Genomic DNA, 14,326 nt, shown 5'->3' with positions numbered 1-14,326 from the left:
ACTTCCTTCTATAGTAAGATTAATATTATGGTTATTTTGCAGTCAGCATTTTTCTTTCTGTATAAATAATTTTCATCAAAACTTCTTTAAGGTCCACAGTATTATAACGATCAAACTGCTCAATCAAATTAAGCACCATCTCATTGTCCACCTCAACCGTCCGGCCAACGTAAATCTTCTCATAAACTTCCCCAGGAAGAATTTCTTCTTCGCCAAGTAACTCTTCATACATCTTCTCACCTGGTCTAATACCCGAAAATTGTATTGGGATTTCTTCTTCGGTATAGCCTGATAGTTTAATAAGGTTTCGCGCTAGATCTACAATTTTCACAGGCTCCCCCATATCTAGGACAAAGATTTCTCCACCTTTAGCAAGTGTACCTGCTTGAATAACAAGTCTTGACGCTTCTGGAATCGTCATAAAATATCTTGTCATTTCCGGATCCGTCACAGTTACCGGGCCACCTTTTTCAATTTGTTTCTTGAACAGAGGAATAACACTTCCACGGCTTCCCAGTACATTACCAAAACGTACAGCGACAAATTTTGTTTTACTTTGCTGTGCCATATGCTGGACAACCATTTCCGCTACACGCTTCGTTGCTCCCATCACATTTGTTGGATTTACTGCTTTATCCGTTGATACCATGACAAATGTTTGGACACCAAATGTATCTGCTGCTTCGGCTACGTTTTTCGTGCCGATAATATTGTTTTTTACAGCTTCATGCGGGTTATATTCCATAAGTGGAACATGCTTATGTGCAGCTGCATGGTAGATAATTGTTGGTTTATGTGTGTTTACGACCTCAAAAATGCGCTCTTTGTCCTGGACATCGGCAATAACCGGTACGATTTCTATTTCCTTTTCTCCGTATTGCTGCTTTAATTCCATATCAATTGTATAAATGCTAAATTCCCCGTGTCCGAGAAGGACTATTTTATTCGGTGTAAACTTCATAATCTGACGACAGATCTCTGATCCAATCGAGCCACCAGCTCCAGTTACCATTACCGTACGGCCAGTTACGTATTCTGAGATTGCATTAATATCAAGTTTTACTGGTTCGCGACCAAGTAAATCCTCAACCTCAACGTTTTTTAAGTTGCTAACGGACACACGACCCGTCATCAGATCCTCGATTTTGGGGATCATCTGTACCTTGGCTGTTGTTTTGTTAGCAGAGGCGACGATCTTTTCTAACTCCCCATTTTGTAAGGAAGGGATAGCAATGACAATATGCTCAATATTAAGTTCTTCTACCACCTCAGGAATATCCTTTACTCCCCCTGCAACTGGTAAATTGAATAGCTGCATCTTTTGTTTATGTATATCGTCATCAACGAAACCAACTGGCCATAATTCTGTGTTTTGTTGTTCGTTTCTTAACTGGCGGGCAATCATCGCGCCCGCTGATCCTGCACCAACGATGAGTGTGCGTTTCTTGTTTTTGTCCTGTTTTATGTACCGGTCTCGGAAAATACGCCACATGAAGCGTGATCCACCAATTAAGATAATATGTAACATCCAGGTGACAACCAATGCTCTTCTATATAGGGCATAATCATTAAATAAGTACATGATGAGACCTGATGCTAGTACGGAAAATGTGACAGCCTGTACAATTGCGACCAACTCTCCGACACTGGCATAGGACCAAACTTTGTTATAGAGCTTGTAAATAGAAGCAAATAAATGATGGAATAATAAAAGAGCTACTGCGCTAATAATGATGGCATCCATGTTAATAACAGAAGTAAATGGATATACAACCCAAGAAGCAATAAAAATTGCGGTACTGACAATAATAGAATCCAGTAAAATAAGTAGACCTAAGCGCGTACGATAGCTCATGAACGTGCCCCTTTCTCTTTGTGTTTTAACTCTTTGAAGTATTGAAAAAGATCTCTTCGGCGTTTTTTTCCTGTTTTTGTGTAAATGTGACTAATATGTACTTTTACAGTGCTTTCTTTCGTATCAAGTAGATAGGCTATATCACGGTTTTTTAAGTCTTTACCTAGTAGGTAGGCAATTTCAATTTCTTTAGGCGTGAGGTTAATGCAAGATTTTAAAAGTTTATGTGCAAATGACTCTTTATCCAACTGACGCAGTTCGACAATATTCTCTCTAAGAAATTGTAACAAGATTGATGGTAGAATACTATGGTCCTTTTGTGCCACATAGACCGCTTTAACTAATGAAGATAAAGAATGATCATCTATTAAACTTATAACTCCCTCTCGTACGAGGCGTAACAAATGACGAGGTTCATCCTCCCCTGAAATTAATCCGACCACTTTTACATTTTTTTCAGTTAATTCTCTTGTGAGGGTAATGCTATCTTTTGGGGTGAGCTTTTGAAGATCGAGAAAGATTAGACTACAACATCTAACAAGTACGTTAATTGATCCAATCATGACCGGAATGTCGTGTTGCTCTTCCATTTGTGTTACTATCTCTTTCACACTATCTCTTGGTTGATAAAAACCTACATAGAACATAACTGTCCCTTCATTCTCAGCTGATATTTCGTATGTAAAAAAAACGACCCCTGAATTTTCCTAATCAAGGAAAGTAAGCTACAAAATTCATGATACTAAAGACCCGGTCATAATTGTAGTGACTTTTGGAAATAAAAGTCATATCAAGCACCTGATTTGTTCCTAGTTTTTCCTATTTAATACTTTTTGTAGGTATTGGACGAGCTTTTTGCGATTGGGTATTCCAAATTTATGATAGAGTTCACTAATATAATTTTTAATAGTACCTTCACTTAGAAATAGATTTTCGGCAATTTGCTTGTTTGTGTTGTTTTGCATAAGTAAATACGTTATATCAAGCTCTCTTTTAGACAGGATAATGTTTCGGTTTTGCAGTTTCCGGTCCAGAATTTGCTTTTTGCTATACGTTTGGGCACGGATTTTTTCTGCTAAGATACGAGCAGCTGGACCAGATAAGACAATTTCATTTTCATAGACTTCACGAATACAGCGAATTAGACTGGTGGCACGAAGACTTTTTAATAGAAAACCATCTGCACCTGCATTGATACCTGTGACAATCAAGTCCTCATCTGCATAAGTCGTAAGTAAAATAACCTTTATATCAGGGTGATTTTCTTTAATCTTAATGGTTGCTTTAATTCCATCCAGTTCAGGCATATGTATATCCATTAAGACCACATCTGGTAGGTATTTCTTAAATGTATCTATTGCTTCCTTGCCATTAGATGCAATGCCAACAACTTGTATATCTGCTGTGTTGGAGATCAGCGCTTCTACCCCTTCACTAAACAAGCGCTGATCCTCTACTAGCATAACGTTTATCATTTTTACTGCCCCTTTTACTACGTTGATTGTTCTTAAAGTTGTATTCTTAATTTCCCAGTATCCCCTTGCCATGCCGTGAAAAATAACCTCTTATTTCGTATCTGTAACATTCGCACGTCTTTTAGTAATGTGTACATTTTTCTTATACACGCCGTAATTGTTTCCAGCTAAAATTTCATGCTATCCTAACGTGTTAAAAAAGAGAGTACGTTATTTGTACTCCCACCCTTTATTAAGATGCCCATTAAAACAGTCCAAGAAACTTTTTCTTTTTAACCTTGAATGGCTCCACTTTATTAACATTACTATTATCTACCAGCAATTGACTGTTTTCTAAAAACATATAAAAATATTCGCTACCATACTCCTGCTTTATTGTGTGCATAGCCTCCTGCAAGCAAAAGCCACGTGTTGTTGTATTATGTGCGTCCGTAGCCACAAAATGCGTGAGGTTCGACTCAATCAATTGGTGAGAGAACTTCTGAATGTTTTTCCCGAATTTACCGATAACACTTGCTGCTGTCACCTGGGTTAAGGAACCTTTGCGCACAAATTCATACAGCTTACTTGGATCTTGAATTAACTCTGCGTTTCGTTCTGGATGGACGATAATCGGTGTATAGCCAGCTACCTGTATGTCAAACAGCATTTGCGCTGCATAGCGCGGCACACTGCTTGAAGGAAATTCTACAAACATATACTTCGTATCATTAAGCGAAAGTATTTTCTTGTTTTGGATTTCCTCAATCATGTCGCCATTAATGCGCACTTCCTGCCCCGGCAACACAGTTAGTGGAATATCCTGCCTGACAAACAACTCACTTAAAATATCTACATTGTGCATGATCGTGTCGCGGTCATTTTCGTATTTTCCATTTCGGTGATGTGGTGTTGCAATGATAGTATGGATACCCTGTTCCACAGCAGCTTTCGCCATTTCGATGCTGTCTGTTTCAGTCTGTGCCCCGTCATCGACACCAGGTAATATATGACTGTGAATATCGATCATTAGAATCACTTCCTAATTTTTATTCTTTGGTTGTATTAGTTATTGGAATTGTTCAAATATTACTGCACATTATAGCAGATTATGTCAGTCTTAAACAATTAATTCGTTTGTTAAACAATGTTTACATTCTAATAAAATGAACTAACATTTTCAGGACTATTATCTTGCTTGCATTGTAGCAAAGGGTTGAAAGAGTATGTAGAAACATTACTAAAACAGTAAAAAACTCCCTGCTACTCTGGCTGCAGGGAGTATCCATTCATTTAGTTGGTACCATAGTAGTAATGATAATTAGATTCTTTCTTTTCTCGGTCATTAAGTACAGCACCAAGTAATTTCGCCCTTGCTGGCTCAAGTGCTTCTTTCGCTTTTTCTACTGCTTCATCTTCGGTATGCTTACTGCGGACAACTAATAAGGCGCCATCCACGATGTTTGCCAAAATTTGAGCATCTGTTACGGCAAGCACTGGTGGTGTATCAAAGATCACCATGTCATAAGACTGCCTTGCATCAATTAAGAATTGTTCCATTTTTCTTGAGGCAAGCAATTCGGATGGATTCGGTGGGATCGGCCCACAGGAAATGACATCAAGATTGTCGACGTCTGTCCGATTAACGGCTTCTTCTAATGTATTTTCCCCAACAAGTATATTACTTAAACCACGTAAGTTATCAAGACGGAATGTATAATGGACCGTTGGTTTTCTTAGGTCAGCATCTATTAACAGCACTTTCTTTCCTTGCTGTGCATACACGACAGCTAAGTTGGCCGTTGTCATGGATTTTCCTTCTCCTGGGCCCGAGGAGGTGACCAGCATGGATCCTAGCGTCTCATCCACTGAAGCAAATTGTAAATTCGTACGAATGGTACGATATTGCTCGGAAATCGGCGACTTCGGGTTCAGCTTGGCAATTAGATGCCGCATTTTATTTGTTTGCTTAGCTTGATTTTTTCTGCGCGCCATCAAAGCCACCCCTTTGCTTAGATTTTACCTGAAAGGAGAACTGATCCCCGTGCAGGTCATCTGTATCGATATGAGCGATCACACCTAGAACGGGTAGACCGTGTTTCTTCTCAAGATCATCTTCTGTAGTAACAGTGTTATCCAAGTATTCTAGTAAGAAGGCTAGCCCTACACCAACCATTCCTCCAAGTACAAATGCAATCGCAATGTTGAGCATTGGATTTGGTGCTACTGGAGAAGGGTTTTCACTTAATTCTGCTTCAGACAGAACTTTCACATTATCGACATTCATAAATTCCGCGAGATTTTCTTGAAAGGTTGAAACCGTCGTATTGGCAATATCTACAGCCATTTCTGGACTTTCATCCGTTGCAGTAACAGAAACAACCTGTGAGTTTTCTGCATTGGAGACTTGAAGCTTTTCCCCAAGTGCTGAAGAACTATAAGGAAGGTTTAATTCCTCTACGACCTTATCTAAAATGGCAGGACTTTTAATAATAACATTGTATGTATTTATAATTTCAACATTGGCTCGAATATCATTGACGTTGTATTGTACTTCCGGATCCTGCTGTCCTTGGTTAACGATGAATTGTGAACTTGATTCATATGTCGGTGTCAGGACAAAGTAACTTACTGCTGCTGCGATCAACGCTGCGCCTAAAACAAAAGCGAGTATCATGAGCAAGCGCTTTTTAATAACCCCGAATATCTCCTTCAGGGAAATAGTTTCTTCCATGCTGGTACCCCCATCTTCTTATAATCTTAGTAGTTTTCTTCCGTATTTCGACATTACAATATGAAATTATATCATAGATGGTAGGTTTTAAAATGACTTTTTTATATTTTTTAACATTTCTAGAAGGGGACAAGTAGTGTGTCGGTAGTCTTCTGTTGTAGGGACATTGATGTGGCCGCAATTTGTCGAAAGGGGTAAATTTCCCTAGGACGATGGTTTTGCACGTTTATATTACAGTTATATTACAAAGCGGTTTGTTGTCTATCAATCTATTGTCGGAAAAGATATAATAAAAGTACTTTCTAGTAGATATTGGAAAGAAAACACAAATTATGCAGGGGGAAACGACTTTGGCCAATAAGAAAATGATCATGTCGGTTACTGCCGGTGCAGCTATAGCATCAGCCATCGTCGGTGCAGAAGAAGCAGACGCAGCATCTTATAAAGTAAAGAGTGGCGACTCGCTTTGGACCATCGCACAGAAATACAACACGAGTGTTTCAGATTTGAAATCAATCAACAAACTTTCAGGAGATATCATCTTCCCGAACCAAGTTTTGGAAACATCGAAAAAGCAATCATCTAATTCTAATTCTAGCAATTCAAATTCTACTAATACATCTACTTCAACTAAATCTACATACACCGTGAAAAGCGGCGACACATTAAGTGGCATCGCCTCGAAACACAACATTTCATTGAAGAACTTAATGGATTGGAATGGGTTGAATTCAACGCTCATCTTCCCTGGCAACAAATTCGTTGTTAGCAAAAATGGAGGATCTAGCTCAAGTTCTAGTGGATCAAGTTCTTCTGGTTCTAGTTCTAGTTCAGGCGGGAGCAACTCTCCGTCAACAGGTTCAGCCAAAGTTTATACTGTTAAATCAGGCGATTCTCTATCACGTATCGCTTCACAAAACGGCACTACTGTAGCTAACTTGAAAAAATGGAACAACTTGAAATCTGATTTAATCTTAATCGGACAGAAGCTAAACATTGGGGCAAGCAGTTCATCTAGCTCTGGCTCTAGCAATAGCTCAGCTAGTGAAAAGCCAACAGCTGACGTAAGCTACAATGTAAGCAAGCTTATCTCAACAGCGAAAAGCCAATTCGGCGTACCATATGTATGGGGCGGATCAACTACAAGCGGCTTCGACTGCAGCGGATTCATCTATTATGCATACAAAAAAGCAGGCATGAACATCAGCCGCCTCTCAACAGACGGCTACTATAACCGCTCATTCTATGTAAGCAAACCACAAGTAGGCGACCTAGTATTCTTCTCAGGTACCTACCGTGCAGGCATCTCCCACATGGGAATTTATGCCGGAAATAACGAATTCATTCATGCAGGCTCGTCCACAGGAGTTACCAAAACAAGCTTGAGCAACTCCTATTGGAAGAAGCACTTTGAAGGATTCAAACGTTTTTACTAATATAGATTTTGGTTAATGGGAACTCCAGCGCGGCTGGAGTTCTTTTTTTGGTTGGGGTTGGTGGTGATGGTGCTGCGTCTCTTCTTGATGATGCTGCGTCTCTTTCCTTGATTGGTGCGTCTCTTCTTGATGGTGATGCGTCTCTTTCCTTGATCGGTGCGTCTCTTCTCAGGAGTGGTGCGCCTCTTCCTGATGAGGTTGCGTCTCTTTTCTTGATTGGTGCGTCTCTTCCTGATGGTGCTGCGCCTCTTTCCTTAACCGGTGTGTCTCTTCTCGGGGATGCTGCGTATCTTTCCTTGGTTGGTGCGTCTCTTCTTGATGATGCTGCGTCTCTTCTCTTGGTTGGTGCGTCTCTTCTTGATGATGCTGCGTCTCTTTCCTTGGTTGGTGCGCCTCTTCCTGAAGAGGTTGCTCCTCTTTTCTTGGCCGGTGCGTCTCTTCTTGACGGTGCTGCGCCTCTCTCCTTGATTGGTGCGTCTCTAGGAAGCGCCACCACACAAGATACCAATACTCCCCACTATATTAGGAACTCTTATTCAGCGTTTTTTCCAACTTCTTTTTGTTTTATCATATACTAATTCTTTTTTTAGTAGTTTAGTGGCTATATTTTTAGAGGAAATATTAAGGTGTCTTCTACATTCTCTATTGCTGATGGTTGGTTGGATGAGGAACAAGTAGTCATAAATAGCACGCTTATGCGCCTCTTTGCTTATCATTTTACATTTCGGGCACAGCCATTTGCCATACAGCCTGCGCATCCCTAAGTATCCACACCCTGGACAGCGCACACCTGGCAGTATATCCTCCGGCCTTATCTCATAGTTTCTCATCAGTTTATATTCTCTCTTCCTGGCTGCCTGCATAAGATAGTGGCCAAGCTTTTGATGCTGGATCGGCTGCTGTTTGCTACCTCGGGCCTCGTGTTGCTTGATTTTATTCGGTATATGAGCAGCGTGGGCCACGACTTTGGCTATCTCTTCTTTATTTCCCTCTACCTTGATGATGGTGCTAGGGTCACTAATGGCGATAAAGTAATAGATTGGAATCGGAGGTAGATTCATTTCCTGCAACCATGCTTGCAGTCGTTGCTTCTGTAGTTCGGCCTGCAGGATGGGGTGGCGAAATCCTCTCTCCTGTGTGCTGTCATCTCGAGTGAATTGCTGCAACTCCGTGTCGAATGTAATAGATCCTGTAAAGTTTTTAACTTCCACAATATACGCGGCGTGCTGAGAGATAAGTAGATTATCAAGCTGCATATTCTTTCCCTCAACGGATAGGTTGAGATCTTGTAAGATTGTCATTTCGTATACGAGCTCTTCCAAATAATAATCCACTTGCTTCTCGCCAATATAGCCTTTCTTGCGACGTACATAGTCGCTTTCCACCTCTCTGAATTTTGGGTGGTCAGGTCTCATCCTTGATAGTAGAGCTTCATATTGGTCTAGCTCTGTTTTGTTTCTTTTTTTAATAATCATTTCGTTCTCCTTTTTTACTTGCTATCTTACCTTCTATTCGAAAACGTGAGAAATGTATAAAATCGTATTTTTACAAAGAAAAGCACCCCCAAACTGGTTTTTTCTTTTCAACAGAAATTAAATTTCTCTGCGATTTAGGGGTATGATAATTAATTTTTACTCCCTTTTATCGAGAAGCAATTCTGTTATAATAAAAATACAGTTATAAGCAATTTGATCGTTGAAAAGCTTCTATTGTATCTATAGATATAAACGAGGAGGAGATAGGTTGGAGACTTTCGCACTCATTGGAATGTGGTTGGTGTTCGCCTTACTATTAATTTATACGGTAATTGCTTGGTTAAACAGAGGTTTGGAAAACTATACATCTGCAATAAGAAAGACATGGTATGTGATTTTTGTTTTTGGTAGCTTGGTGTTTATAAGTGACAACCCAAGTCTGTTATTTTCAAATTGGAATAACTACCTAATAGTGCTTTTTATATTTGTTATCGTTGATTCTTTAGTATTCTTAAACCTTTATGTAAGTACGCTAGGTGGCCACCAATTAGAGAGTGTAAAAGTCCAGGTTGGAGTTACGCAGGAAGAATTGGAAGAAAACAATAGAAAAACAGGGCATATACCCGATATCTTAACCGCTTTTGATTTTCCGATAAATACTTTAGATAAGGATGAGTATATATTTCACTTAGGAGAAATCTTGAATAAGTATGCTCAAAGAGAGAATTTAGTCATTGACCTTCTTCCTTATGAAACGGAAGAAGAAAAGGAAAGTATTCTCGAAGGGTTAGGAAGGAACAAGAAAAGGGCTGAAAGGTTTCTAAGTCAACAACATAGTATTCTTTTAGAGAAAGACCATTTAGGTTTATACCCATATCATATATTGAAGAGATTCTATGTGGTACAAGTTCAAACTGTCAACGAAGGAAATAAAATCTCGAAAATAGATGGATTGGTTATTAATACGCTAATAATCACTTTTAGTTTAGCAGTTAGTGAATATCTTAACGATAGTGTAGAAGTAATGTCTGAGAATGTATCAGGATTTACTGGTAATAAGAAAGTCATTGACAAGCCGACTAAACGTGCAACCGCTACGATTCCGCAGATTACGGAAAGTAGCCACTCTACAAGGATGAGAGAAAAGAACAGAAGAATTGTATCCACTTTAAAAAAAGAACATCAAGAAAAGTTCAGGTTTTAATTCTGGAGTGCTTATGCGCTCTTTTTTCATATATTAACCGACATTGCATATTGGATTCCCATCTCCCCCCAATATCTTGAACCCCTTTAGACTAAAGTTATGATTTTGCATCCTTGGCAGGACAGGAGACACTGAAAATAAACTCCAATTAAAAAAACCCGGATTTCTCCAGGTTCTTTACCTCACCAAATATGCTTCTAAAATATAACGCTCTGGTGCCGATCCAATAAAGTCGAACGGATAGCATGTGCTGACAGTTAGGGTGGCTCGTGGTTTGGGCACAATGACGGTGCGATCATCTGCATCGACAATTCGCACTTTGCGCACCTTGTACGTGAACTCACCTGCTTCGGTTGTGACGATTAATTCGTCGCCAACGCCTACTTCTCCAAGCTTACGAAAAACGGTATCGCGGTGTCCGGAAAGAACGGAGTTGTCTTTCTCGCCTGGAAGTACGCTATCTGCGAAATGACCAACACCCTTGGCTAATTCATCTTCATCTGTTCCGTGGAAGATGGGCAAAACTGCCTTGAGCTTCGGTATGGAGAGCTCGCCCATTTCGTCACCGATTTCCGGGCGCTCTGGATAAAGCATTTTTGATTCTACTACCTTTTTTTCCTCGACAGCCTTGTTGCTTTCTGCAGAGACTTCCACCTGCTCGGTTCCTCCACCAAGATTATATCCTTTTAAAAAGGTCCATCCATTGGTTGCTGTTAACCAGAGACCACCCGCTACAAGCAGGATGGCACTGGTTAGCATGAACCGTTGTTTTTTACTTTTCAAGGCTTGTTGCCCTTGTTTTACGGAATAAGAATATTCCTCCACTGATGATCAACAATCCAGCAAGCGCCCCCATGCCATAGTTGGAAGCTGTTTTTGGCAGCTCTCCGCCTTTTACAGTAGCTGGAACTGTTGTGTCAGATGAAACGGTCTTCTTGACTGGTGCTGGTGTTGGTTTTTCAGTTCCGTTTGAAAGTGCTTGTCCTGTGTCATGTAGGCTTTCCGAGTCAACCATCTCTCCCGTTATGATCAAGTCTGCCAGGAATTCGCCCTGTAAGTTATATAGTGAGATTTTCAAGTCTGCGTTCACAAGCTCTGTCATATTGAACAAGGCAGTTAAGGATAATGGTTTTTCTGTGCCATCTTGAATTAGGCTGAATTCTACTTTCAACTGGAAAATGGAAATGAATTCTTTGTAAATGGACAGTAATTCGGCTGCCTCTTTTGGTGTTAATTCTGTTGCTGTGTCAAAGTCTTCGAATGCCATCATGCGATCAGCCAAATTAAAAATCTGCTCTAGCGTTTCGTCATCCATTGTTTCAAAGATGGAAAGGAAATGTGCTTCCAATCGGTCAATTTCTTCCATGGTCAACCCATACTCTTCCATCAATACGCTTAATTCATCGATAAGGTACATGTCCTCAAAGAAACCATTTATATCCTGGTCAAGATCATCGATAAAAATATAGTCATTAATATCAAGTCCGTTCTCCTTCATAAGCGCAAGTAATTCATCTTTGTTCACATCATATACGTCAGTAAAGTAATCAAGATTGCTTAAATCTTTCTTAATAACTTCACCTAGAAAGTCAAAAAGGCGATCTATTGTTTTAAAGTTGTCCAATGTTTCTTCATATCTAGCTAGTGATGCTACCACATCCTCGCGGGTGACCGTAAATCCTCTTACTTTACTAACTTCTTTTAAACGGATCTCTAGATTTTTATCAAAATCTGGATCACGTACAATCCTTGCTTCTAGATAAAAATCAACTGCTTGATAAAGATCATCGACGAATACATAGTCATCCAATGTTTCGCCGTTTTCAGCTAATAATGCTCCCAGTTCCTCTTTGCTTATTTCGTAGTCTTCATAAAGATAACGTAAGTTCCGGCCATCTTTTTGAATAACTTCGCCTAAAAAAGCTTCTAAGTCTTCCACTGTTTCAAAGTTGTCTAATGTATCTTCATATAATGAGAGGGAATACTCGATATCTGCCTCTGTTACTGTAAAGCCGCGCTCTTTGCTGACCCTTTCCAAGTATTTGGCAAAATCCTTTTCAAATCCTGTGCTCTGCGCTGCACTTGCAAAGACTGGCATTACAGTAAAAACGAGTAGTACAAAAGCTAATAAAGCAATTGCCCTTTTTTCCATTTCTTCTCCTCATTTCCTTAAATTGCAAATCTTTATGAAATGATTATAGCCTTGAACGGGTATTCTGGCAATCTATTTTTTTATAAATTTTTGTAAAGATTAGAATGGTAAAATGTTAGGATAGAAGTAAGGAGGTTGCCGCCTATGAAACTATTTAATTCAAAAGCTGAACGGATTTATTATATTGTTTATACAATGATGATGCTTCTTCTCTATCTTGGCTATGTAGCTTTAGATAACGCTCGTCTTTCCAAAGGAGCAATGATTGGAAATAGATCGATTACAGAATCGGAGTGGGAATCCATTTCACAAATGGGAGCCTGGACAGTAAACCTCGAATTTATCTTTCTTGGAGTATTTGTCGTCATGTTAAGTATTATGTATTTTCGTTCCTTTAAAAACAAATCGGTTATCAAGCCGTTCTTGGTTACGCATGCTGCTCTATTTATGGTTATTTTAGTGTTGAGTTTTGCTTTGCTGCCTGTAACATCACTGCCAATCGGCAATTTGCTCCAACCACTTCTATCTCTTGCAATCATCACGCTCTTTCTCATTTCTCTATTCTTTGTCATTTTTATCTTGAGAACAATGAAGAAGAAAACGGAGCAGTCGTTTTAAATTTGGAAGTAGCCGGGAATAGTCCTATTACATACATTCCGATTTAGGAGATGATTTTTTGGGACCGGAAACATACAATAAAGATTGGTTGCTGCAGCAAATCGACAGCACGTTAGCATTTTATTATCCGACCTGCATAGATGAAGAGAATGGCGGGTATCATCATAGTTTTTATGATAATGGCGAACTTAGTTCTGACACGACGAAGCACTTAGTTGGGACTTCCCGCTTTATTTATAACTTTAGCATTGGCGCCATTCTTGGCCGTGGCGAGTTTTGCAAAGAAGCTGCTGAACATGGCCTGCGCTTTTTACAAGAATATCACCAAGATAAGATGAATGGTGGATATTTCTGGACATTGGATGGTCAGGAAGTTACCGAGGATAAAAAGTATGCCTATGGCCATGCTTTTGTATTACTTGCGGCATCCAAGGCCTATGAGGCAGGCATCGAGTGGGCGGTTGATGTAGTGGAATCTGTTTACGAGGTTCTAGAGGAGCATTTCTGGGAAGCGCCGTATCATTTATATGCAGACGAACTGACTGCTGACTGGTCAAAAACGGCAGGATATCGCGGCCAAAATGCCAATATGCATATGTGCGAAGCAATGATAGCGGCCTATGAAGCAACCTCTGATAGGAAATACTTGGAGCGAGCATATGAAATTGCCGACGCTGTTACTGGACGCCTTGCTGCACAGACGAAGGGGCTCATTTGGGAGCACTACACACCTGATTGGCAGCCAGACTGGACGTTTGTCGAAACAGAAGAAAGCAAGCAGGAGTTCCGCCCACATGGTTTTGTGCCAGGGCATTCCATTGAGTGGAGCAAGCTGTTACTAATGCTGGACCGACATATTAGTGAACCGTGGATGCTAGACAGAGCTGTTCACCTCTATCAAGAAGGCTATCAAAAAGGTGCCGATACGGAATATGGTGGCATCATCTATTCCATATCCTCTGACAAAATTATGATGGATACCGATAAGTATTATTGGGTCCAGGCCGAAACGTTCGGCTCCTCCGCCCTATTAGCGGAGAAGTTGGGAAATCCCGCATACTGGCAACGCTATGAAGCTATGCTAGATTATTGTTCAGAGATTTTCATTGATGAGAAGCATGGCGGTGGCTGGTTTAACATGTTGTTCCGTGACAACTTGCGCCAGAGCCCAATAAAAAGTGAAAAAGCAAAAGCCGATTACCATCCGATTGCGAATTATTATGAAACATTACAAGCAATGGATGTGGTTTGATAAGGAGTGGTGCATCACCTTGGGTGGTGCGCTTTTTTTGTGTGTGGTTTCACTTTAGGGTGTTCTGGTTTCACAATGGCGCGCTTTGGTTTCACTCTCAACCGATGTGGTTTCACTTTTAGGTGCTGCGGTTTCACTTTGGTGCC

The 14,326-nt window shown here is 40.2% G+C and carries 14 protein-coding genes; 4 read left to right on the top strand and 10 right to left on the bottom strand.

Annotation, left to right across the window (positions count from 1 at the left end; all coding sequences use genetic code 11):
- Positions 1-31: 31 nt before the first annotated feature.
- From K3T81_RS03240 to K3T81_RS03215, 6 genes are all read right to left on the bottom strand, one after another.
- Positions 32-1,855 carry a nucleoside-diphosphate sugar epimerase/dehydratase gene (locus K3T81_RS03240; RefSeq protein ID WP_238018197.1) on the bottom strand — a complete coding sequence of 608 codons (1,824 nt, stop codon included), beginning with the start codon at positions 1,853-1,855 and terminating at the stop codon, positions 32-34.
- On the bottom strand, positions 1,852-2,502 hold the full coding sequence (locus tag K3T81_RS03235; RefSeq protein ID WP_238018195.1) for a helix-turn-helix transcriptional regulator: 651 nt from the start codon (positions 2,500-2,502) through the stop codon (positions 1,852-1,854). Before K3T81_RS03235 ends, K3T81_RS03240 begins: the two co-directional genes overlap by 4 nt.
- 162 nt (positions 2,503-2,664) lie before the next feature.
- Positions 2,665-3,330 (bottom strand): response regulator transcription factor, encoded by a 666-nt coding sequence (locus K3T81_RS03230; protein ID WP_238018194.1) that lies wholly within the window; start codon positions 3,328-3,330, stop codon positions 2,665-2,667.
- Between the two features lie 244 nt (positions 3,331-3,574).
- Positions 3,575-4,339: a tyrosine-protein phosphatase gene (locus K3T81_RS03225; protein ID WP_238018193.1), complete on the bottom strand. Its 765-nt coding sequence runs from the start codon at positions 4,337-4,339 to the stop codon at positions 3,575-3,577.
- Positions 4,340-4,602: 263 nt separating this feature from the next.
- Positions 4,603-5,304 carry a CpsD/CapB family tyrosine-protein kinase gene (locus K3T81_RS03220; protein ID WP_161464280.1) on the bottom strand — a complete coding sequence of 234 codons (702 nt, stop codon included), beginning with the start codon at positions 5,302-5,304 and terminating at the stop codon, positions 4,603-4,605.
- Positions 5,279-6,043: a YveK family protein gene (locus K3T81_RS03215; protein WP_238018192.1), complete on the bottom strand. Its 765-nt coding sequence runs from the start codon at positions 6,041-6,043 to the stop codon at positions 5,279-5,281. Before K3T81_RS03215 ends, K3T81_RS03220 begins: the two co-directional genes overlap by 26 nt.
- A 350-nt stretch (positions 6,044-6,393) precedes the next feature.
- On the opposite strand from K3T81_RS03215, the gene K3T81_RS03210 reads away from it, so the two are divergent.
- Positions 6,394-7,479 (top strand): C40 family peptidase, encoded by a 1,086-nt coding sequence (locus tag K3T81_RS03210; RefSeq protein ID WP_058949412.1) that lies wholly within the window; start codon positions 6,394-6,396, stop codon positions 7,477-7,479.
- Here K3T81_RS03210 and K3T81_RS03205 read toward each other — a convergent pair.
- Both K3T81_RS03205 and K3T81_RS03200 read right to left on the bottom strand, forming a co-directional pair.
- On the bottom strand, positions 7,463-7,987 hold the full coding sequence (locus tag K3T81_RS03205; protein ID WP_238018191.1) for a hypothetical protein: 525 nt from the start codon (positions 7,985-7,987) through the stop codon (positions 7,463-7,465). The genes K3T81_RS03210 and K3T81_RS03205 overlap by 17 nt on opposite strands.
- A gap of 28 nt (positions 7,988-8,015) precedes the next feature.
- On the bottom strand, positions 8,016-8,954 hold the full coding sequence (locus K3T81_RS03200; RefSeq protein ID WP_238018190.1) for a nuclease-related domain-containing protein: 939 nt from the start codon (positions 8,952-8,954) through the stop codon (positions 8,016-8,018).
- Positions 8,955-9,222: 268 nt separating this feature from the next.
- On the opposite strand from K3T81_RS03200, the gene K3T81_RS03195 reads away from it, so the two are divergent.
- Positions 9,223-10,158 (top strand): type II toxin-antitoxin system SpoIISA family toxin, encoded by a 936-nt coding sequence (locus K3T81_RS03195; RefSeq protein WP_238018189.1) that lies wholly within the window; start codon positions 9,223-9,225, stop codon positions 10,156-10,158.
- Between the two features lie 177 nt (positions 10,159-10,335).
- Here K3T81_RS03195 and K3T81_RS03190 read toward each other — a convergent pair whose 3' ends face one another.
- Positions 10,336-10,917: a class D sortase gene (locus K3T81_RS03190; protein WP_238018400.1), complete on the bottom strand. Its 582-nt coding sequence runs from the start codon at positions 10,915-10,917 to the stop codon at positions 10,336-10,338.
- 13 nt (positions 10,918-10,930) lie between these two features.
- Positions 10,931-12,310 carry a processed acidic surface protein gene (locus tag K3T81_RS03185; protein ID WP_238018188.1) on the bottom strand — a complete coding sequence of 460 codons (1,380 nt, stop codon included), beginning with the start codon at positions 12,308-12,310 and terminating at the stop codon, positions 10,931-10,933.
- Between the two features lie 144 nt (positions 12,311-12,454).
- Between K3T81_RS03185 and K3T81_RS03180 the strand changes: the two genes are divergently transcribed.
- Both K3T81_RS03180 and K3T81_RS03175 read left to right on the top strand, forming a co-directional pair.
- The gene (locus K3T81_RS03180; RefSeq protein ID WP_238018187.1) at positions 12,455-12,928 is read left to right on the top strand and encodes a hypothetical protein; all 474 of its coding nucleotides are present in this window, start codon (positions 12,455-12,457) and stop codon (positions 12,926-12,928) included.
- Between the two features lie 58 nt (positions 12,929-12,986).
- Entirely contained in the window at positions 12,987-14,180 is a 1,194-nt protein-coding gene (locus tag K3T81_RS03175) for an AGE family epimerase/isomerase (RefSeq protein ID WP_238018185.1), read from the top strand.
- Positions 14,181-14,326: the final 146 nt, after the last annotated feature.

It is taken from the genome of Oceanobacillus jordanicus (genome assembly GCF_022095695.1).
Taxonomy (GTDB): Bacteria; Bacillota; Bacilli; order Bacillales; family Amphibacillaceae; genus Oceanobacillus_B; species Oceanobacillus_B jordanicus.
Note: the sequence above shows the minus strand (reverse complement) of the source record. Positions and strands in the feature narration are given on the sequence as shown.